We start from the raw sequence: 20,374 nt of genomic DNA, 5'->3' as shown, positions 1-20,374 counted from the left end.
ATAAAAAAGCCTCCGATGTGGAGGCTTTTAACGTGGTGGTGAGGGTTAACCGGCCAATATGTCGGTGGCGACTTTATAGCTCGGGTCCTCTTTGACGTTAATTTCGACCAGGCTGCCAGCTTTGTGAAGCAGCGCACGGCAATCCTGACTCAGATGGCGCAGGTGCAGCGTTTTACCTACAGCAGCGTAACGCTCTGCAACGGTTTCGATCGCTTCAATCGCTGAGTGGTCGGTAACGCGAGAGTTGGCAAAGTCGACAATCACATCCTGTGGATCATTTTGCGCGTCAAACAGCTCCAGGAAGTTGGTGGCTGAACCGAAAAAGATCGGGCCGTTGATGTGGTATTCTTTAGAGCCTTCGTCGTTGATGCAACTGCTGGCGTAGATGTGTTTGGCATGTTCCCAGGCAAACATCAGCGCCGAGGCGATCACCCCGACCGCGACCGCGACGGCCAGGTCAGTCATGACCGTCACGACGGTCACCAGCACGATAACAAAGAAGTCCTGTTTTGGTACACGGCGTGCCAGCTTGAAGGTTGCCCATTCAAACGTACCGATGACAACCATGAACATCACCCCAACCAGTGCCGCCAGCGGGATCATTTCGATCAATGACGATGCGAACAGGATAAACACCAGCAACATAACGGCGGCAACAATGCCTGACAGGCGGCCACGACCGCCAGAGTTCACGTTGATCATCGATTGGCCAATCATGGCACAACCACCCATGGCACCAAACATTGAACAGGTGACGTTTGCCAGACCCTGACCAACGCATTCGCGATTGGACTGACCACGGGTGTTGGTCATTTCGTCCAGTACGGTCAGAGTAAGCAGCGATTCAATCAGACCAATGGCGGCGAGTATCACGGCGTACGGCAGAATAATTTGCAGCGTTTCCAGTGTCATCGGTACACTCGGCAACGCAAACGTTGGTAGTGTGCCAGCCAGTGTAGCGGCCGCATCGCCAGACATGGTACGCAGGAAGTCAACCACGGTGCGAGTCTCCAGTCCCAGACCTTGCACCAGCAACGTCACAGACACGATGGCCACCAGTGATGAAGGTACCGCTGTAGTCAGTTTTGGCAAGAAATGGATGATTGCCATAGTGAGTGCAACCAAGCCGAGCATCAGCATCATTTGGTCGCCTGGCAACCAGGTCAGAGCGCCGCTCAGATCCGGAGCTTTAAATTGACCGAGTTGCGCCAGGAAAATCACGATTGCCAGCCCGTTCACGAACCCTATCATTACCGGATGGGGAACCATGCGAATGAATTTGCCGAGTTTGAACAGACCTGCGGTGATCTGCAAGGCACCAGCCAACAGAATGGCGGCAAACAAATACTGGACGCCATGTGTGGCCACCAAGCTGACCATGACCACGGCCATCGCTCCGGTCGCGCCGGAGATCATGCCTGGACGACCACCGAAAACAGAGGTAACCAGGCCGACAATAAAGGCTGCGTACAGACCAACCATCGGGTCAACGCCCGCAACAAAGGCGAACGCGACAGCTTCTGGCACCAGTGCCAGCGCGACAGTCAGGCCCGACAAAACGTCATTTTTGACAGAGTGCTTGGAAAATTGTGGGAATTCGAACATGTTTGCTCAGTTCTTTGCTCATATTGGTGAATGTTGACCGTGAAGGGCTTCCTGCCGCTGAGCAAAAGTGAACACTTAAAAGAGCAGCTGGCCAGAGCCGGGCACGGTGAGTCGGGGAATGCTACCGAAAACTGTGATTGAGTTCAATAAATAACCGGAGAACCGGCGCGTTGTTTGGCCCGATTGAATGAAAAAGCCCGCTGTGTAGCGGGCTTTGAGGAGGTGATTACACCTGAGGCTTGGTCATTACGGCACCAGCCTGGTTGCGAGCCGCCTGACTGCCGGCCCCCCGAGGTTGATAACGCTCGCTGCGCAGTGGCGCAGCGACAATGTCGATGGCGCGCAATTCACTGGTACCTGGCGCTTTAGCCATTGGTGACGCGGCGTGCCCTTTAACCAGAGCCGTTGCTGCTTTCTTGGCGACAGGTTCGTTGACGATAGGTTTTGCCGTCACAACAGGAGCCTTATCAGCACTCGCTTCTGGTTCTACAGCCGCCACCTTCGGTGCTGTGGCCGCGTCTGTTTCTACAACAACGTCAGCCGGAGCTTCATTTGGTACGGCTGACGCAGTGTCCACAATCGGGGCTTCAACGACCGGTGCAGCTTGCGGCGCCACGTCGGCTTCGACGCTGGCTGTAACTGGCGCTTCGACTACTGGGGCGAACTCTTCCACTCGGCGGACGATCACTTTACCCATCGCCATTTCTGGGCAGGCAACGCCACCCAATGCCGGTGTTGTGATTGACTCAGCTTTTGGCGTCGCTTTCTCATCGCGTTTTGGTTTTTGCACCAGATCGTAGCGTGGCATCACTTTACCCATAGCCATCTCTGGAGAGGCAACCCCACCTTTGCGCAGGCGGAATGGGTTAGGGCGACGGTCACGACCACGACGACGACGTTGGCCACTGGCACGCAGATGACGTGGAGAACGACGGTTGCGACGTTGCTTACCTTCACCTTCTTCAGCCGCAGTTTCCGTGGTCGTTTGTTCGGCCACTTCAGCCACTGCTTGTGCTTGAACCTGTTTCACTTCTTCAGCCGTTTCCGCCTGCTCTTGCTGGTCTTTAACGCGTACCTGCTTGGTCAGTTTACGACGCTGACGACGCTCTTTGACCTTGGCTGCCTTTTCTTCCGCACGCTCAGAACGAGGATCTTTTTTCTCGGCTTGCGCATCCGCTGCCAACTTCTGACCTTGTTCCGCCAGTTTGTTTGGTTTGGCTTCATCGCGATCACGTTGTTTACGGCGATCCTGTTTCGGTTTACGCGTGTCTTTCTTGCGTTCCTGAACCGGTTTCGCTTCGACGATGTTGTCCTGCTCTTCACGTTTTGGCTTGCGTTTGTTCTTATCGCGGTTGTCACGATTGTCACGGTTACCATCACGGCTATCGCGATTGTCTCGGTTGTCTCGGTTGTCGCGGTTATTACGACGACGCTGATCGCTGCGGTTACGACGCTGACGATTGTTGCGGTTGTCTTTCTTCTCTTCTTGTTTCTCTTCCGGTTTTTCTTCTGGTTGTGAAGAACCGAACAGGAAACTACCCAGTGCTTTAAACAGACGACTGATCACACCTGGCTGCTGTGTCTCTTCCGGCTTCGCTTTCGCTTTTGGTTGAGGTTTCTTCTCGGCAACTGGTGCTGGTTTCGGCGCGGGTGTTGGCGTGGATTGCGTTGGCGCAGCAAACCCTTTCAGTACTGGTTCTTCAATACGTTTTGGTTTTGCTGCTGTGTTGCCAGTTTCTTTCGACTCCGCCTCTCTTAGGGCATCCATGCTCTTAGGAATCAGGTAAGACAGCAGATCCTGCTCTTCACCTTCACGAATTCGAACCACTTCAAAGTGAGGCGTTTCCATATCGGAATTCGGCACTACAGTGATTTTTACTTCCTGAGCACGTTCAATATGGTTAACTGAACGGCGTTTTTCGTTGAGCAGGTAAGAGGCGATCGGCACTGGTACCACAGCCAGAACCTGAGACGTGTTGTCTTTCAGCGCTTCTTCTTCGATTTCACGCAACACAGACAGTGCCAGAGATTCATTGTCTCGCACCACACCAGTACCGCTACAACGCGGACAAATGTGATGACTGGCTTCTGCCAGTGAAGGGCTCAGGCGTTGGCGTGACATCTCTAACAGACCAAAGCGTGAGATTCGACCGATCTGTACTCGGGCTCGATCCAGACGAACGGCATCACGCAGGCGGTTTTCGACTTCGCGCTGGTGGCGGACAGGGGTCATATCGATAAAGTCGATCACCACCAGGCCGCCCAAGTCGCGCAGACGCAATTGACGAGCAATTTCATCCGCAGCTTCTAGGTTGGTATTCAGCGCTGTTTCTTCGATATCACCGCCTTTAGTGGCACGCGCGGAGTTGATATCAATCGATGTCAGTGCTTCGGTTGGGTCGATAACGATAGAACCACCGGATGGCAGGCGTACTTCGCGTTGAAACGCTGATTCGATTTGACTTTCGATCTGGTAATGACTGAATAGCGGTACTTCACCAGGGTACTTCTTAACTCGATTTTCAAAATCAGGGCGAACGCGTTTGATGTGCTCTTTCGCACGTTCAAAAACGGTATTGCTGTCGATCAGGATTTCACCGATATCGCGACGCAAATAGTCACGAATCGCCCGGAACAGAACATCAGTTTCCTGGTGAATCAGAACCGGTGCCGGATGACCGTCGGCTACGCCTTTGACCGCTTGCCAGTAATCAAGCAATACATTCAAGTCCCACCCTAGCTCTTCGGCACTTTTGCCAACCCCGGCAGTACGGACGATAAGGCCCATACCCTGAGGGACTTCAAGCGTGCTGAGGGCTGCTTTCAGTTCGGTGCGCTCATCACCTTCGATGCGGCGAGAAATCCCACCAGCACGAGGGTTGTTTGGCATCAGAACCAGATAACTGCCCGCCAGAGAAATAAAAGTGGTCAGCGCAGCACCTTTGCTGCCGCGTTCCTCTTTTTCTACCTGAACGATCACTTCCTGACCTTCTGTCAGCACTTCTTTTATGCTTGGACGGCCTTGGTAGGTATAACCTTCGGGGAAGTATTCGCGGGCAATTTCTTTAAGTGGGAGGAATCCGTGTCGCTCTGCACCGTAGTCAACAAAAGCTGCTTCCAGGCTTGGTTCGATGCGGGTGATACGTCCTTTGTAGATATTCGCTTTTTTCGATTCGTGACCCGGACTTTCGATATCTAAATCGAACAGTCGCTGGCCATCGACCAAAGCGACACGCAACTCTTCTTTCTGAGTTCCGTTAATTAACATTCTTTTCATTGTGAATCTCGTTATGTCTTTCTTCGTTTTGATTTTTTTCTTGCCGCTGAAGTCGTTCTCATGGTGCCGGATCCCATGGCTTTATCGGTGCAGCCTCCCGGCTGGAGGGATGCTCTCGGGCACGTCAGTCATCACAAGCTTCAAAATGCGAGCCTGTGATCCGCAGTGGCGGTAAATACTCAGCATGAATGACGATGAGTAGGGCAGCAAGATGAGCTCAACGTGATGGTGTCTTACGCCATATGCAGCACCTCATCATCGAGCTATCTACTCAATTACTTAGTAAAAGTGTACGATTAATGTACAAAATACAACCGGAACACTTTTCACAGCTGTGAACTATAGCAGCGCGTGGTGAACACAGCAATCTGCTTTGTTATAAACAGGCGAAAAAAAACGACGTTTTCTCCTCAGGCTAACGTTTAACTTGCTGTTTAATTGGGTATTTATCACCACAAAACGATATTTCGTAACCGTTTGCTGCTTTGTTATCCACAGTCCAGCTATGACTGTGTTGTTCGTCATAAAAGCGCCCGCTAAACCGCAATTTTTATTTCATAGAAAATGTGAAATTGAGCATCTTTGAGTGATACAATAGCGAAATGAGCGAAATCAGAACAAAAGTCCAGTTGGTCGATATTGACGACGACATGGCGGGTCAGCGCATCGATAACTTTCTGCGCAACCAATTAAAAAACTTACCGAAAAGCATGATTTATCGCATCGTGCGTAAGGGTGAAGTGCGGGTGAACAAAAAGCGCATCAAGGCTGAATATAAGCTGAAAGCCGGGGATGTGGTACGAATTCCACCTGTCACTTTAGAAGCGGCTCAGGAAGACAATCTGCCGAGCACCAAACTCAACTTGGTGGCAGAGCTTGAGCAGCACGTGATTTATGAAGATGAACACATGCTGATCCTGAATAAACCATCGGGTACTGCGGTACATGGTGGCAGCGGACTCAAGTTCGGTGCGATTGAAGCCCTGAGGGCCCTGCGTCCGGACGCGCGTTTTTTGGAACTGGTCCACCGTATTGACCGCGACACCTCAGGCATTTTGCTGGTGGCCAAAAAGCGCTCCGCGTTGCGCCATCTTCAGGCACAGTTTCGTGAGAAAACCGTGCAGAAGTATTATTTTGCACTGGTAATGGGGCAGTGGAAGAAAAGTTGCAAAGTGGTTAATGCCCCGCTGCTGAAAAACGACGTTAACAGTATTGTCCGGGTGAACCCGAATGGAAAGCCTTCAGAGACGCGATTTAAGATTCTCGAGCAGTTCGCGCAAGCCACGTTAGTACAGGCGAGCCCGATCACCGGACGAACGCACCAGATCCGGGTGCACAGCCAATATACCGGACATCCAATTGCCTGGGATGATCGCTATGGCGATCGCCGTTTTGATGCGTATACCGGTCAGTTCGGTCTGGATCGCTTGTTCTTGCATGCGGCCAATATCCGTTTTGTTCATCCGAAAACCGAACAAGCGATGGAGATTAACGCACCAATGGAGCCAAAACTTGAAAAAGTGCTGACTGGGCTGCGTAACAGCAAATAACAACCAAGCGGCAGGCGTGTGCTGCCGCTTTTGATGCCACTTGTTATCCTTCGCCAAACACCGGAACGTGTTGCCGTTCCAGCATGTCGATCAGGGTGATCAGCGGCAATCCGATCAGCGTGTTCGGATCGCGTCCTTCGAGCCTGTCAAACAACGCGATCCCCAAGCCTTCACTTTTAAAGCTACCTGCGCAGTTCAGTGGCATTTCTTTGTCTACATAAGCTTCAATTTGCTGTTGAGTCAGTGAACGGAAATGGACATGAAACGGTTCCACTGCGACTTCGGTGTACCCACTATGCGTGTTGTGTAATGCCAGCCCGGTATAGAAAGTGATCGTCTTGCCACTCTGGCGGGTTAATTGAGCGATCGCCTTCTCGCGGGTGTGAGGTTTGCCGACAATCTGACCGTCAATCACACACACCTGATCCGAGCCGATCACTAAACTGGGGCGCGATAGGCGGCAAGAACGAGCTTTGGCTTCGGCAAGACGAGCTACCAGTGCCTGAGGTGCTTCATTTACCAATGGTGTTTCATCGCAATCGGGTGACGCGGTGATGAAAGGCAAATCCAGTTTAGTCAGAATTTGCTGACGATAAGGGGAGGTCGAGGCTAAAACAAGTTGGTATTTCGGCATTTTACTTTACAATTCCGACAGGGTTTGATGCTTGATTGATAAAGAATACTTGTGTTGAATCCAGTTCTCTATTGAAAGGCAAAAAAAGTACAACTTTTTCCCCTTTTTCTTTGACTAAACACGTTTTGGAAGATAATATTCGCGCCCTATGCAAAAGGTAAAAATACCGCGAACGGTTGATCCGGCGAAAGCGGCTCAGAAAAGATTGGACTACAATGGCATCATTCAGGCTAGTCTTTTCAAGCGCTTAGAGGAATCGGTCGAAGGCGTTAAACGCGACGCTCAAGTGTCATTGTCATTCGGGTTGGATGAGCAGCGACTCGTTGTTATCTCTGGTAAAGCTAACATCGAAGTCGATTTAGAGTGTCAACGCTGTAACGAGGTTTTCGCACATGAGTGCGAAGTTCAATTCACTTATACGCCTTACTATAGTGCGAAAAGTGAAGAGGATGCACCGGAAGAGTACGATTTGGTAGATCTGAACGAGTACGGTGAAGTCGACCTTATACAGTTAGTTGAAGACGAGTTCATTCTAAGTTTACCCCAGGTTGCAATGCACGAAGAAGCGGACTGTAGCGTTGATTCAGACAACTTGGTGTTTGGTGAACTTCCAGAAGAAGTTGTGGAAGAAAAGCCGAATCCATTCGATGTTTTAAAAAACTTAAAGAAGTAACGCTTTAAGAAATTAACATAGGAGTAGGGTCCATGGCCGTACAAAAAAACCGTAAGACACGTTCTAAGCGTGGCATGCGTCGTTCACACGATGCGCTAACTACAGCTGCACTATCTGTAGACGCGACTTCAGGTGAAACTCACCTACGTCACAACGTGACTGCTGAAGGTTACTACCGTGGCAAAAAGGTTATCAACAAGTAAGGTTGACCTTTGCAAAATATAACCGTTGCACTTGATGCAATGGGCGGGGATTTCGGTCCCCGCGTCACAGTGCCTGCCGCCGTGCAGGCACTGTCGCATTTCCCAGAGCTAAAAGTGATCCTCACAGGTGATCGGAACTCGATCACATCTCAATTATCTCACCTAGGTTACGACGGCGATGCTCGAATCAGCATTGTGCACAGTGACCGAGTGATTGCGAATTCAGACAAACCTTCTTTAGCGTTACGTAACAGTCACGGTACCTCGATGGGCTCGGCGATCGATCTGGTGGCTGACGGGCAGGCAGCGGCCTGCGTCAGTGCCGGCAATACCGGTGCGTTGATGGCGTTATCCCGTTTTCGTCTCAAGCTCCTGCCGGGGATTGAACGACCAGCGCTGGTGTCAGCATTGCCGACGGCCGCGGGCAACAAAACCTGGATGCTCGATCTTGGCGCCAATGTGTCCAGTGACGCGGATTCGTTGTTTCAGTTTGCGGTGATGGGTAGTGCTCTGGCAGAGCAATACCTCCAGCGTCCTCCCCGAGTAGCGATTCTTAATATTGGTGCCGAAGAAATCAAAGGCAACGACTTGGTTAAGCGCTGCTCCGAAATGCTGTCGCAAACGCAGTCGGTCAATTTTATTGGCTATATTGAAGGTAACCAACTGCTTAGCGATGTTGCGGATGTTATCGTATGTGACGGTTTTATCGGCAATATCTGCCTGAAAACGTGTGAAGGCACTGCTCAGCTTTTTATAGAAAAGTTAAAAGCCAGCATGATGGCCTCTTCTATAAAGGGCTGGATCGCAAGAAAATTGTTTTCCGGGCTATTTACTGAACTAAAAACATTGAACCCCGACCAGTATAACGGCGCAAGTTTGCTAGGATTGCGCGGCATTGTCATTAAAAGTCACGGAAGTGCTGATGTATCCGCTGTCGTCAACGCAATTGGCGAGGCAGTACACGAGGTCAAACGACAAGTACCCAGCCGTATTAGCGATCGTTTGGAAGCGGTTTTACTCGAGAGGCATTATTAGTCTTCATGTATAGCAAAATTTTAGGTACTGGCAGCTACCTGCCATCTCAGGTGCGTACCAACGCTGATCTAGAGAAAATGGTAGATACTAGCGATGAGTGGATCGTCACACGTACTGGTATCAAAGAGCGCAGAATCGCAGCCGAAAACGAAACGGTCGCAGACATGGCTTACTACGCAGCCGAAAATGCGATTGATATGGCCGGTATCGATAAAGAGGCAATTGACCTGATTATCGTTGCCACCACCAGTGGCAGCCATACGTTCCCATCGTCAGCGTGTCAGGTTCAGGCCAAACTGGGCATCAAAGGCTGCCCGGCATTTGATCTGGCAGCAGCGTGTTCTGGTTTTATCTATGCTCTGTCAGTGGCGGATCAGCACATTAAATCGGGTATGTGCAAGAATGTTTTGGTGATTGGTTCCGATGCGCTATCAAAAACCTGTGATCCTACCGATCGTTCAACTATCATTCTGTTTGGTGATGGTGCCGGAGCGGTTGTCGTGGGCGCGAGCGAAGAACCGGGAATTTTGTCGACGCACGTGTATGCTGATGGCCGATTCGGTGAATTGCTGAGTCTGGAAGTGCCAGAGCGTGGTCAAGATGCCGACAAGTGGCTGCACATGGCCGGCAACGAAGTCTTTAAAGTGGCGGTCACTCAGTTATCAAAATTGGTGAAAGACACTCTGGATGCCAATGGGATGCACAAAACCGAACTTGACTGGTTGGTGCCCCATCAAGCGAACTACCGCATTATTTCCGCCACCGCGAAGAAGTTGGCTATGTCGATGGACCAGGTGGTGGTCACTTTGGACCGCCACGGTAATACGTCTGCAGCGACCGTACCAACGGCACTGGACGAAGCTGTCCGGGACGGCCGGATTCAGCGTGGTCAGACTCTGCTGCTGGAAGCGTTCGGCGGTGGTTTTACCTGGGGTTCTGCACTGGTTAAGTTCTAACCCCTTAAAAGAATTAAAAAATTTAAGATGCACATCGGTGCATCTTATTCTTTCTTACTTTGCTTAAAGGACAATAACATGAGCAAGTTTGCTATCGTATTTCCGGGCCAGGGCTCACAAGCTGTCGGTATGCTTGCCGAGCTAGGCGAACAATATGACGTAGTAAAACAAACATTTGCAGAAGCATCTGAAGCACTGGGTTACGACCTCTGGGCGCTTGTTCAAAATGGACCTGCAGAAGATCTCAACCAGACTTTCCGCACTCAGCCGGCCTTGCTTGCTTCATCGGTGGCGATTTGGCGTGTATGGCAAGAGCTTGAACTTGGCCAACCTGCCAACCTGGCTGGTCATAGCCTGGGTGAGTACTCTGCGTTGGTATGTGCTGGTGTGATTGACTTTAAACAAGCCATCAAACTGGTTGAACGGCGTGGTCAACTGATGCAAGAAGCCGTGCCAGCTGGTACCGGGGCAATGTATGCCATCATCGGCCTGGACGATGAAACCATCGCAAAAGCGTGTGAGGAAGCGGCACAAGGTGAAGTAGTTTCACCAGTGAACTTCAACTCGCCAGGTCAGGTTGTGATCGCGGGCAGCAAAGATGCAGTTGAACGTGCCGGCGTACTGTGCAAAGAAGCGGGCGCCAAACGCGCGCTGCCTCTGCCGGTTTCAGTGCCTTCCCACTGTGCATTGATGAAGCCCGCAGCCGAGAAACTGGCGGTGGCTTTGGAAGCGATCGAATTTAACGCCCCTCAATTGCCAGTGATTAACAACGTTGACGTTGTTGCCGAAACGGATCCGGCGAAAATCAAAGATGCGCTGGTGCGCCAGTTATACAGCCCAGTCCGCTGGACAGAGAGTGTGCAGCTGATGAGTGAACAGGGCGTAGAGAAATTACTTGAAGTTGGTCCGGGCAAAGTACTGACTGGTCTGACGAAACGTATCGTGAAGACACTCAGCGGCGCGGCAGTGAATGATATTGCCTCATTAGAAGCCGCTAAGTAATTTACAGATCATAGGAAAAACGAACATGATGAATCTAGAAGGCAAAATTGCTCTGGTGACTGGCGCAAGCCGTGGTATCGGTCGTGCTATTGCAGAATTGCTGGTTGAGCGCGGTGCGACCGTTATCGGTACAGCAACGTCTGACAATGGTGCGGCTGCGATCAGTGAATACCTGGGGGCAAACGGCAAAGGTTTTGCTCTGAACGTGACTGATGTTGAATCGATTGAATCGGTACTGAAAAGCATCAATGATGAGTTTGGTGGCATCGACATTCTGATCAACAATGCCGGTATCACACGTGATAACTTGCTAATGCGGATGAAAGATGATGAATGGACCGACATCATGGACACGAACCTGACGTCTATTTTCCGTCTGTCTAAAGCCGTCCTGCGCGGTATGATGAAAAAACGCAATGGCCGCATCATCAACGTGGGCTCAGTCGTGGGTACCATGGGTAACGCTGGTCAAACAAACTACGCAGCAGCAAAAGCGGGCGTAATTGGCTTTACGAAGTCAATGGCACGTGAAGTTGCATCGCGTGGTGTGACAGTGAACACAGTTGCACCAGGTTTCATAGAAACTGACATGACAAAAGCGCTGAATGACGAGCAACGTGCTGCTACACTAGCACAAGTACCAGCAGGTCGTTTGGGTGACCCGCGTGAGATTGCTTCAGCAGTGGCATTCCTTGCCTCTCCAGAAGCGGCTTACATTACGGGCGAAACCCTGCACGTTAACGGCGGTATGTACATGGTTTAATCCTCGAACTCGCAACTTTTGGCTGGTTAAACGGTCAAAAAACTGTAAAGTTCGATATAGGCATGCGCAAGATTTGTGCATGATTTAAGTCAAAAATGTACTGAATTTCGGTTAAATTCGCTAAATTTGTGGTTTGACCAGCAAGGACCCCCTTGCAACTTTCAATAGTTCGAATAAACTACGGAATCATCGCATTAGGCGACATCTGTAAAGGAAAAGAAAAATGAGCAACATCGAAGAACGCGTAAAGAAAATCATTGTTGAACAGCTGGGCGTAGACGAAGCAGAAGTTAAAAACGAAGCTTCTTTCGTTGACGATCTGGGTGCAGATTCTCTAGACACCGTAGAGCTGGTTATGGCTCTGGAAGAGGAATTCGACACTGAAATTCCTGACGAAGAAGCTGAGAAGATCACTACTGTTCAAGCTGCTATCGACTACGTAACTAGCAACGCTCAGTAATCTCTCTCCCAGGCGGCCCTCTGGCCGCCTGTGTTTTTTAATCACTTCTATACCTCTCATAGAACCATTTTCATTTCCGGAGAAGAATATCGTGTCCAAGCGTCGTGTTGTTGTCACAGGCATGGGTATGTTGTCACCGGTAGGCAACACTGTAGAATCATCTTGGAAAGCCCTGCTGGCAGGTCAGAGTGGCATCGTAAATATCGACCACTTTGATGCAACCAATTTCTCAACTCGTTTCGCAGGTCTGGTTAAAGACTTTAACTGCGAAGAGTACATGTCCAAAAAAGATGCCCGTAAAATGGATCTGTTTATCCAGTATGGCATCGCCGCTGGTATACAGGCTCTTGACGATTCAGGTTTACAAGTTACCGAAGAAAACGCAGCTCGCGTAGGTGTTGCGATTGGTTCTGGTATCGGTGGACTGGACCTGATCGAAACCGGTCACTCTGCATTGGTAGAAAAAGGCCCACGTAAAGTTAGCCCATTCTTTGTTCCTTCGACCATCGTAAACATGGTGGCGGGTAACCTTTCTATCATGCGTGGTCTGCGCGGTCCGAACATCGCGATCTCAACTGCCTGTACGACTGGTCTACATAACATTGGTCATGCGGCACGCATGATTGCTTACGGTGATGCCGATGCCATGGTCGCTGGTGGCGCAGAAAAAGCGTCAACTCCGCTGGGTATGGCAGGTTTTGGTGCTGCGAAAGCGCTGTCGACCCGTAATGATGAGCCGCAAAAAGCGTCTCGTCCTTGGGATAAAGACCGTGATGGTTTTGTTCTGGGTGACGGCGCAGGCATGATGGTACTGGAAGAGTACGAACATGCCAAAGCGCGCGGTGCAAAAATCTACGCTGAACTGGTTGGTTTTGGTATGTCAGGTGATGCTTACCACATGACATCGCCAAGCGAAGACGGTTCGGGTGGTGCACTGGCTATGGAAGCAGCGATGCGTGATGCTGGTGTGAACGGTGAGCAGATCGGTTATGTGAACGCTCACGGTACGTCTACTCCAGCAGGCGATGTGGCTGAAATCAAAGGCATTAAGCGTGCACTGGGTGAAGCCGGTTCAAAACAGGTTAAAGTGTCTTCAACCAAGTCTATGACGGGCCACTTGCTGGGTGCTGCAGGATCTGTTGAAGCGATCATCACGGTATTGTCGCTGGTTGAGCAAATCGTTCCTCCGACTATCAACCTGGACAATCCAGAAGACGGTCTGGACATCGATTTAGTGCCACACACCGCGAAAGAAGTGCAAATGGAGTACGCGATCTGTAACTCATTTGGCTTTGGTGGTACCAACGGTTCTTTGATCTTTAAAAAGATTTAACAGAATCGTACCGCACACTTGTGTTAAAACGGCTTGATGCTTAGCATTAAGCCGTTTGTTTTTATGGGGTACCAAAATGTTCTGGGTAAACGGAAGACCGAGTAACGTCATTACTATCACCGACCGTTCTTTTCAGTACGGTGACGGTTGTTTCACCACCATGCTGACCGTGGGGGGGGAAATCCAACATTGGTCACTGCACATTGAGCGTATGGAAGCTTGCCTCAACTTGCTGGATATTCCACTGCCGGACTGGGAGCAGGTGCACCTTTGGTTGCAAGAAGCCGCATTGAACGATGAACGGGCTGGACTGAAGCTGCATGTGACTCGGGGAAGTGGCGGACGTGGGTATAGCCCGGCAGGCATGACATCACCCAATGTGACCATTAGCCATTTCTCTTACCCCTTACACTATGCGGCATTTACCGATACCGGCGTGCAGCTTGGGGTGTGTGACCGCCGCTTGGGGGTCAACCCAATGCTGGCCGGGCACAAGCACAACAACCGGCTTGAGCAGATACTGTTGAAAGCAGAAATGGATCAGGCCGGCTACCAGGACGGCGTCGCGCTGGACATCAACGGCCATGTTGTGGAAACCACCATGGCGAATCTGTTTTGGGTGAAGGGGAACACTCTTTATACTCCCTCGTTAGACTTTGCGGGAGTGTCTGGGGTTGTTCGTCGTTTGGTGATTGAGAAAACGCCGTCGTTGCAGCTAAACGTGGTGATGGGAGAGTTTGACCTAGAGCACCTTGAACAGGCACAGGAAGTGTTTATGACCAACTCGATCCTCGGCGTCGCGCCCGTCACACAGATCGGGCATCATTATTATTCCATCGGCGCGATTACACGACGTTTTCAGGAGAGTCTTAACTCGTGCTAAAGAAGATCACTGTATTGCTGGCGATATTGGCTGTTCTGGCCGCCGGTACTGTATTTTTTGTGTTTAAACAAGTGGACCAGTTTCTCAACCAGCCACTGAATATCGAATCCAATCAATTGATTACGGTTCATTCTGGCAGCCGTTTGGATACGGTATTGGCCAGCATGAGCAACAAAGGCTGGATAAAAAGTCATCCAGTCTCTCGTCTGGTACGGCATCTTCAGCCGGAGTTGACGCACGTGAAAGCCGGTACCTTCGAACTGCAAACCGGTGATACGTTAAAACAGGCGTTGGAGGCGCTGATCAACGGCCGGGAATATCAGTTTTCGATTACTTTTGTCGAAGGCAGCCGTTTTTCAGAGTGGCGCAGTGCGCTGGCCAGTGCACCTCAGCTTAATTATCAGACTGGCGAACTGAGTGAAGCCCAGATTGCTGAAAAGCTGGGTATCGAGCAAAGTAGGCTGGAAGGTTTATTCCTGGCGGAAACTTATCACTATACCGCGGGTACCAGTGATCTGGACATTTTGCGCCGCGCGCACGTCAAACTGGAAAACGTTTTGGATAGCGCCTGGAAAGCACGTCAGGACAAATTGCCTCTGAACTCGCCTTATGAAGCATTGATTCTGGCGTCAATTATTGAGAAAGAGACGGCGGTTGCCTCCGAACGAGAGCGGGTGGCCGCTGTATTTGTGAATCGCCTCAATAAGCGGATGCGTCTGCAAACGGATCCCACCGTTATCTACGGAATGGGTGAGAAGTATGACGGCAATATTCGTAAAAAAGATCTCCGCACGCCAACACCTTACAATACCTATGTGATCTTCGGATTGCCGCCGACACCGATTGCGATGCCGGGGAAAGCATCGATTCAGGCGGCACTTAATCCGGAAGACAGTCACTATCTCTATTTTGTGGCCAGCGGGAACGGTGGGCATGTATTTTCCAAAACTCTCAACGAGCACAACCGTGCTGTTCGGGCGTATTTGAAGCAATTAAGAAGTAAATAATGACAGAGCCAAAATTTATCGTTATTGAAGGGTTGGAAGGTGCCGGAAAAAGCACCGCCATCCAGTCAGTTATCGACACCTTGCATCAGGCAGGTATCGTGCAGATCACTCAAACTCGCGAACCGGGTGGTACACGTCTGGCCGAGAAAATGCGAGCGCTGATCAAAGAAGAGCATCAAGGTGAAGTCTTACAGGACATGACCGAGTTGCTGTTGCTGTATGCGGCTCGTGTTCAACTGGTCGAAAATGTGATTAAACCCGCACTAGACGCAGGTCAGTGGGTAGTTGGCGATCGTCACGACATGTCTTCCCAGGCGTATCAGGGCGGTGGACGTCAAATTTCACCAGAGTTGATGCTGTCATTGAAGCAGACCACACTGGGGGACTTCAAACCGGATTTTACTTTGTATCTCGATTTGGACCCGCGAGTAGGGTTAGAGCGGGCGCGTGGTCGCGGAGAGCTTGACCGGATAGAGAAAATGGACATCGGCTTTTTTGATCGCACACGCGCACGCTATCTGGAACTGGCCCGGGCAGATGACAGTGTGGTCATTATTAATGCTGAACAAAGTATTGAGCAGGTGGCGGAGGATATCCGTCAAGCCTTGCTGAAATGGCTGGGTGAACAGTCATGAGCGAAATGCGTTACCCTTGGCTCGAGCCGATGTGGCAAACGTGGAAAGCCAACCTGACATCAGGCCGGCTGAGTAACGCGGGGCTGTTGGTGGCTCCGCCTGGGCTGGGTGCTGAGGCGTTGACAGAGCACTTTAGCAAAGCGCTGATGTGTTCCAATTTTGAGGCGGAGCCGTGCGGGTTTTGCCACAGTTGCCAGTTGATGGCGTCTGAAAGCCATCCGGATTATCACCGGATCCAGCCTGAGCAGCCCGGTAAAAATATCATCGTGGATCAGATCCGTCAGTGCAATCGCTTTGCTCAGGAATCATCTCAGTTGTCCGGTTACCGTTTGATTGTGGTAGAACCGGCTGACGCGATGAACGAAGCAGCGGCCAATGCGTTACTTAAAACACTGGAATCCCCAGCCAGACAATGTGTGTTTCTACTGGTTGCCGCGAAAGCGAACCGTTTGTTACCGACGATTGTCAGCCGCTGCCAACAGTGGCACCTTACTGCACCCTCTGCGGAGCAGGTCAGTGAGTGGTTAAAACATAACCTGAATCAGCCGGTACCGGAATACGTGGCGTATATCAATGATAACGCGCCTTTGGCTACTCAGGCATTTGTCGAACAGGGCTGGGTTGAGGCCTACCAGGAGGTTGAGCGGCATTTTTGTCAGGCACTTGGTACTCCGGGATTCGATGTGTTTGCCTTGGCTAAGTTGCTAGCAGAGGCGCCGTTGATTCGTTTGCGTTGGGTGTGGTTTTTACTTGTAGATGCCCAAAAGCGTCACTTTGGCCTGACGGAGTCGCATGCGACGCCAGGCAGTGAGGTGCTGGCACAGCAGGTCGGTTATAATGTGTTGTATCAGCATACGCAATCGCTGAGTCAGTTGCTGGAACAACTGGACACGCACTCGGGCCTGAATGCTGAGCTGTTGATTATGAATTGGTTAATTAAATTGAATGAGGACGCATGTTCGTAGATTCGCATTGTCATCTCGACAAACTGGATTACCAGGAACTGCATAACAATGTCGCTGATGTGCTGGCGAAAGCACAGCAAGCTAATGTAAAAGAGTTTCTTTCGGTGGGGGTGACTTTGGACTCCTTCCCGGCCATGCTCAAGATGATAGAAACGTATGACTATGTGCACGCTTCTTGTGGTGTCCATCCATTGGATGTCGAAAGTCAGTTTTCTCTTGAACGGTTACAGGAGTACGCGCGTCATCCTAAAGTGGTGGCGATTGGGGAAACCGGGCTGGATTACCATTATCAGCCAGAGACTGCCGAGTTACAGAAAATCCGGTTTCAACAGCAGGTTGATCTGGCCGTTGAACTGAATAAACCTTTGATTATTCATACCCGCAATGCGCGTGAAGATACATTGCGTATTTTGCGTGAGGGCGGCGCTGAGCGTTGTGGTGGCGTGATTCACTGTTTTACTGAAGACTTGGCGTTTGCGCAGGCTGCGATAGAACTGGGGTTCTATATCTCTATTTCCGGTATCGTAACGTTCCGTCAGGCGACAGAGCTGAAAGAGGTGGTCAAACAATTGCCTCTGGAACGTTTACTGATTGAAACGGATTCGCCGTATCTTGCTCCCGTACCACATCGGGGCAAGCAGAACCAGCCCGCTTATGTTGTGGAAGTTGCTGCATATATTGCCCAATTAAAAGGCGTATCATTGAACGAAGTCGGTGAAAAAGCCACCCAGAACTTTAAAAATCTTTTTTTGCGATAGAAAAAAATAAAGTGATAAAAAAGGCGCTTCGGCGTCTTTTTTTGTAGTTGGGCTCACTGAATTGGTTAACTTTTGGCTTGTTTACTAAAAATGTTGAAGCTGAGAGGTGAGATAGCTCAAAATGTAATTTTGTTACATAAAATAACAATGCGATCGATTTTATTTACCCACTAAAATTAATAGTCTTGTTAATAAAGTTCTTATTAATCATCTGTTTATATTGTCTGAAAACCATTACAGAGGCAAAAAGGGACTGTGATCTGTCTATTACTTTGAAACTTATTTTCGTAACTGGCTAGAAAGTTTGAGGACCATCAAGATATATTTAGAGCCGGAAAATATAATGCAATACGTGGTTACATTTTCATTGGGTGCTAACATTTAGGCTACGGGGGTGTGCCGTTAGAACCCAACAATTCTAATAACTTAATCAGGAGCATAAACGTATGAAAGGTTTCTTTAGTAAACTTTCACAAGCCATTATGTTACCCATAGCACTGCTGCCTGCGGCGGGTATCATGCTGGGTATCGGCGGTAGTTTTACCAACCCGACTATGATTGAAGCGTACAACATCGGTGTGCTTCAAGACGGAAGCTTGTTAAACAGCTTCCTACAAGTAATGACAGCCGCTGGTGGTATCGTATTTGCGAACTTGCCAGTCATGTTTGCTTTGGCGATTGCCGTCGGTTTCGCACGTGCTGAAAAAGGCGCAGCGGCACTGGCAGCGCTGATCTCTTACCTGGTAATGAACGTTGCAATCGCGAAAACGCTGGTTGTTGCGCACATGATCAACCTGGATACTAACACTGTGGTACTGATGGGCAGCGAATACCCTGGCGTACTGGCTGACATTCTGGGTATCTCAAACACACTGAGTATGGGTGTATTTGGTGGTTTGATCGCTGGTGCCATTACTGTTGTTCTGCACAACAAATACCACGATGCGAAACTGCCTGATTACCTGGGCTTCTTCGGTGGCGCACGCTTTGTGCCAATCATCAGTGCGTTTGCTGCTCTGTTCTACGGTATCGTTCTGACCTTTATCTGGCCATTCTTCGGTGCGGCATTCGGTGCTATCGGTGCAGCGCTGGGTGAGATGACAACTGCTGGTCACGGTTACATTGCCTCGCTGATCTTCGGTATCATTGAACGTTCGCTGATCCCTGTTGGTCTGCACCACGTATTCTACCTGCCATTGTGGCAGACAGAGATCGGTGGTACAGCTGAAATCGCAGGCGAACTGATCAAAGGTACCCAGAACATCTTCTTTACCTCTCTGGCAAATGGCGACTTCTCACAATTTACGTCAACTAACTTCATGACTGGTAAGTTCCCGTTCATGATGTTCGGTCTGCCTGCAGCGGCTTACGCGATGTACACACTGGCGGATGATGAAAACAAGAAAGCGGCAGGTGGTCTGTTGTTCTCTGTTGCTCTGACTGCATTCCTAACTGGTATCACAGAGCCAATCGAATTTACCTTCCTGTTCCTGTCACCTGCACTGTACTACGCGATTCACGTACCTCTGGCTGGTCTGTCGTTCATGCTGATGGATATCCTGAACGTGAAAGTGGGTATGACGTTCAGTGGTGGTTTCATTGACTTTACGTTGTTCGGTATGCTTCCAGGCCTGACGGGCGTTGACAACAACTGGTTCTACATTCCTCTGGTTGGTATCGCGTACGCATTCATTTACTTCTTTGTGTTCCGTTGGTACATCCTGAAGTTTGATGTGAAAACACCTGGCCGTAAAGGTAGCGCTGTTGCGGTAGTATCGAAGAAAGACTACCACGCTTCAAAAGGCGGTGCGGGCGATAACGAAAAAGCGAAACTGATGATCGAAGCTCTGGGCGGTGCTGATAACATCGTTGATGTTGATGCGTGTATCACGCGTCTACGTATCTCTGTTAAAGATGCTAACCAAGTGAAAGATAACGATTACTGGACTCAAGAGCTGGGAGCTCGTGGTCTGGTGAAAGTGGGCGACACTGGTATTCAGGCAATCTACGGCGCTGAAGCTGCAGGTTACAAAGCTCAAATCAACTCGCTACTTGGCAAGTAATGAGTATTGGTGACAAATTCAGACGAACCGGCGCTTTTATCATCGACCTGATGATCGCCAAGATGTTCACTCAGGTTGTGATGTCGGTTCTGATGTTGTTGGTTTCCGGGCTTTTCAGTGAACAAACCTCCGGCCTGTCGTTGAACGATGACATTGCACTGCCGATTTTGTTGCTGATGGTGTTGGGAATGCTGCTGGTCTTTATCGCGATATACCTTGGTTACTGCGCTATCTGTTACAACCTGATAGGCAAGTCGCTGGGTAAGTATCTGCTGAGAGTGGATAGCGGTCAGGCGACACAACAAAAGGATTTGTCTGCTTATTTGTCCCGTGAGAAAGAAAAGATCGTTCTTTTCTGCGCAACACTCGGGATGTATGCAGCGTACGCCGGTCTTCAGTTGTATGTTTATGATGCCGAGCCCTTGCATGAAACCCGAGCGCTTAAAAGAGCGTGATATTGTCAAAGCCCGCTGCCTCAGCGGGCTTTTTGTTATTGTCTATCCAGATCCCGTCCACAGTAAAATTGACCTGCTACTCATTATTCTGCCCAGGCTCTTACGTTTGTTTGACAC

The 20,374-nt window shown here is 50.0% G+C and carries 19 protein-coding genes; 16 read left to right on the top strand and 3 right to left on the bottom strand.

Going from position 1 to position 20,374, the window contains the following annotated elements:
• Positions 1 to 45 precede the first annotated feature (45 nt).
• Positions 46 to 1,605, bottom strand: coding sequence for a SulP family inorganic anion transporter (locus tag VPR01S_RS05380; RefSeq protein WP_021704299.1), 1,560 nt, complete (start codon positions 1,603 to 1,605; stop codon positions 46 to 48).
• 226 nt (positions 1,606 to 1,831) lie between these two features.
• Positions 1,832 to 4,882 (bottom strand): ribonuclease E, encoded by a 3,051-nt coding sequence (rne, locus tag VPR01S_RS05375; RefSeq protein ID WP_021704298.1) that lies wholly within the window; start codon positions 4,880 to 4,882, stop codon positions 1,832 to 1,834.
• Between the two features lie 602 nt (positions 4,883 to 5,484).
• Between rne and rluC the strand changes: the two genes are divergently transcribed.
• The gene (gene rluC, locus VPR01S_RS05370; protein WP_021704297.1) at positions 5,485 to 6,432 is read left to right on the top strand and encodes a 23S rRNA pseudouridine(955/2504/2580) synthase RluC; all 948 of its coding nucleotides are present in this window, start codon (positions 5,485 to 5,487) and stop codon (positions 6,430 to 6,432) included.
• A gap of 43 nt (positions 6,433 to 6,475) precedes the next feature.
• Here the strand turns inward: rluC and VPR01S_RS05365 are convergent, their stop codons facing one another.
• Complete coding sequence (locus tag VPR01S_RS05365; protein ID WP_021704296.1) at positions 6,476 to 7,066, bottom strand: Maf family protein; 591 nt, start codon at positions 7,064 to 7,066, stop codon at positions 6,476 to 6,478.
• A gap of 148 nt (positions 7,067 to 7,214) precedes the next feature.
• Between VPR01S_RS05365 and yceD the strand changes: the two genes are divergently transcribed.
• The 15 genes from yceD to VPR01S_RS05290 all read left to right on the top strand — a co-directional run bounded on the left by yceD (position 7,215) and on the right by VPR01S_RS05290 (position 20,257).
• Positions 7,215 to 7,739 carry a 23S rRNA accumulation protein YceD gene (yceD, locus tag VPR01S_RS05360; protein ID WP_021704295.1) on the top strand — a complete coding sequence of 175 codons (525 nt, stop codon included), beginning with the start codon at positions 7,215 to 7,217 and terminating at the stop codon, positions 7,737 to 7,739.
• 32 nt (positions 7,740 to 7,771) lie between these two features.
• Positions 7,772 to 7,942, top strand: a complete 171-nt coding sequence (gene rpmF, locus VPR01S_RS05355) for a 50S ribosomal protein L32 (protein WP_014232495.1) — start codon at positions 7,772 to 7,774, stop codon at positions 7,940 to 7,942.
• A 9-nt stretch (positions 7,943 to 7,951) separates the two neighbouring features.
• The gene (gene plsX, locus VPR01S_RS05350) at positions 7,952 to 8,977 is read left to right on the top strand and encodes a phosphate acyltransferase PlsX (RefSeq protein ID WP_021704294.1); all 1,026 of its coding nucleotides are present in this window, start codon (positions 7,952 to 7,954) and stop codon (positions 8,975 to 8,977) included.
• Positions 8,978 to 8,982: 5 nt separating this feature from the next.
• Entirely contained in the window at positions 8,983 to 9,933 is a 951-nt protein-coding gene (locus VPR01S_RS05345) for a beta-ketoacyl-ACP synthase III (protein WP_021704293.1), read from the top strand.
• A 78-nt stretch (positions 9,934 to 10,011) separates the two neighbouring features.
• Entirely contained in the window at positions 10,012 to 10,935 is a 924-nt protein-coding gene (gene fabD, locus VPR01S_RS05340) for an ACP S-malonyltransferase (protein WP_021704292.1), read from the top strand.
• A 28-nt stretch (positions 10,936 to 10,963) separates the two neighbouring features.
• Entirely contained in the window at positions 10,964 to 11,698 is a 735-nt protein-coding gene (fabG, locus tag VPR01S_RS05335; protein WP_040902298.1) for a 3-oxoacyl-ACP reductase FabG, read from the top strand.
• A 223-nt stretch (positions 11,699 to 11,921) separates the two neighbouring features.
• On the top strand, positions 11,922 to 12,158 hold the full coding sequence (acpP, locus tag VPR01S_RS05330; protein ID WP_021704290.1) for an acyl carrier protein: 237 nt from the start codon (positions 11,922 to 11,924) through the stop codon (positions 12,156 to 12,158).
• A 91-nt stretch (positions 12,159 to 12,249) separates the two neighbouring features.
• A complete protein-coding gene (fabF, locus tag VPR01S_RS05325) occupies positions 12,250 to 13,491 on the top strand; it encodes a beta-ketoacyl-ACP synthase II (RefSeq protein ID WP_021704289.1) in 1,242 nt (413 codons plus the stop codon).
• A gap of 76 nt (positions 13,492 to 13,567) precedes the next feature.
• The gene (gene pabC, locus VPR01S_RS05320) at positions 13,568 to 14,374 is read left to right on the top strand and encodes an aminodeoxychorismate lyase (RefSeq protein ID WP_021704288.1); all 807 of its coding nucleotides are present in this window, start codon (positions 13,568 to 13,570) and stop codon (positions 14,372 to 14,374) included.
• The gene (mltG, locus tag VPR01S_RS05315; protein ID WP_021704287.1) at positions 14,368 to 15,381 is read left to right on the top strand and encodes an endolytic transglycosylase MltG; all 1,014 of its coding nucleotides are present in this window, start codon (positions 14,368 to 14,370) and stop codon (positions 15,379 to 15,381) included. Before pabC ends, mltG begins: the two co-directional genes overlap by 7 nt.
• Positions 15,381 to 16,016 (top strand): dTMP kinase, encoded by a 636-nt coding sequence (gene tmk, locus VPR01S_RS05310; RefSeq protein ID WP_021704286.1) that lies wholly within the window; start codon positions 15,381 to 15,383, stop codon positions 16,014 to 16,016. The genes mltG and tmk overlap by 1 nt, the downstream gene beginning before the upstream one ends.
• Positions 16,013 to 16,981, top strand: coding sequence for a DNA polymerase III subunit delta' (gene holB / locus VPR01S_RS05305; RefSeq protein ID WP_021704285.1), 969 nt, complete (start codon positions 16,013 to 16,015; stop codon positions 16,979 to 16,981). The genes tmk and holB overlap by 4 nt, the downstream gene beginning before the upstream one ends.
• On the top strand, positions 16,972 to 17,739 hold the full coding sequence (locus tag VPR01S_RS05300) for a TatD family hydrolase (RefSeq protein WP_021704284.1): 768 nt from the start codon (positions 16,972 to 16,974) through the stop codon (positions 17,737 to 17,739). Before holB ends, VPR01S_RS05300 begins: the two co-directional genes overlap by 10 nt.
• 446 nt (positions 17,740 to 18,185) lie before the next feature.
• On the top strand, positions 18,186 to 19,802 hold the full coding sequence (locus tag VPR01S_RS05295) for a PTS transporter subunit EIIC (protein WP_021704283.1): 1,617 nt from the start codon (positions 18,186 to 18,188) through the stop codon (positions 19,800 to 19,802).
• Positions 19,802 to 20,257 carry an RDD family protein gene (locus tag VPR01S_RS05290; protein WP_021704282.1) on the top strand — a complete coding sequence of 152 codons (456 nt, stop codon included), beginning with the start codon at positions 19,802 to 19,804 and terminating at the stop codon, positions 20,255 to 20,257. Before VPR01S_RS05295 ends, VPR01S_RS05290 begins: the two co-directional genes overlap by 1 nt.
• Positions 20,258 to 20,374 lie beyond the last annotated feature (117 nt).

Source organism: Vibrio proteolyticus NBRC 13287, from assembly GCF_000467125.1.
GTDB lineage: Bacteria > Pseudomonadota > Gammaproteobacteria > Enterobacterales > Vibrionaceae > Vibrio > Vibrio proteolyticus.
This window is presented reverse-complemented; position numbering and strand designations above follow the sequence as displayed.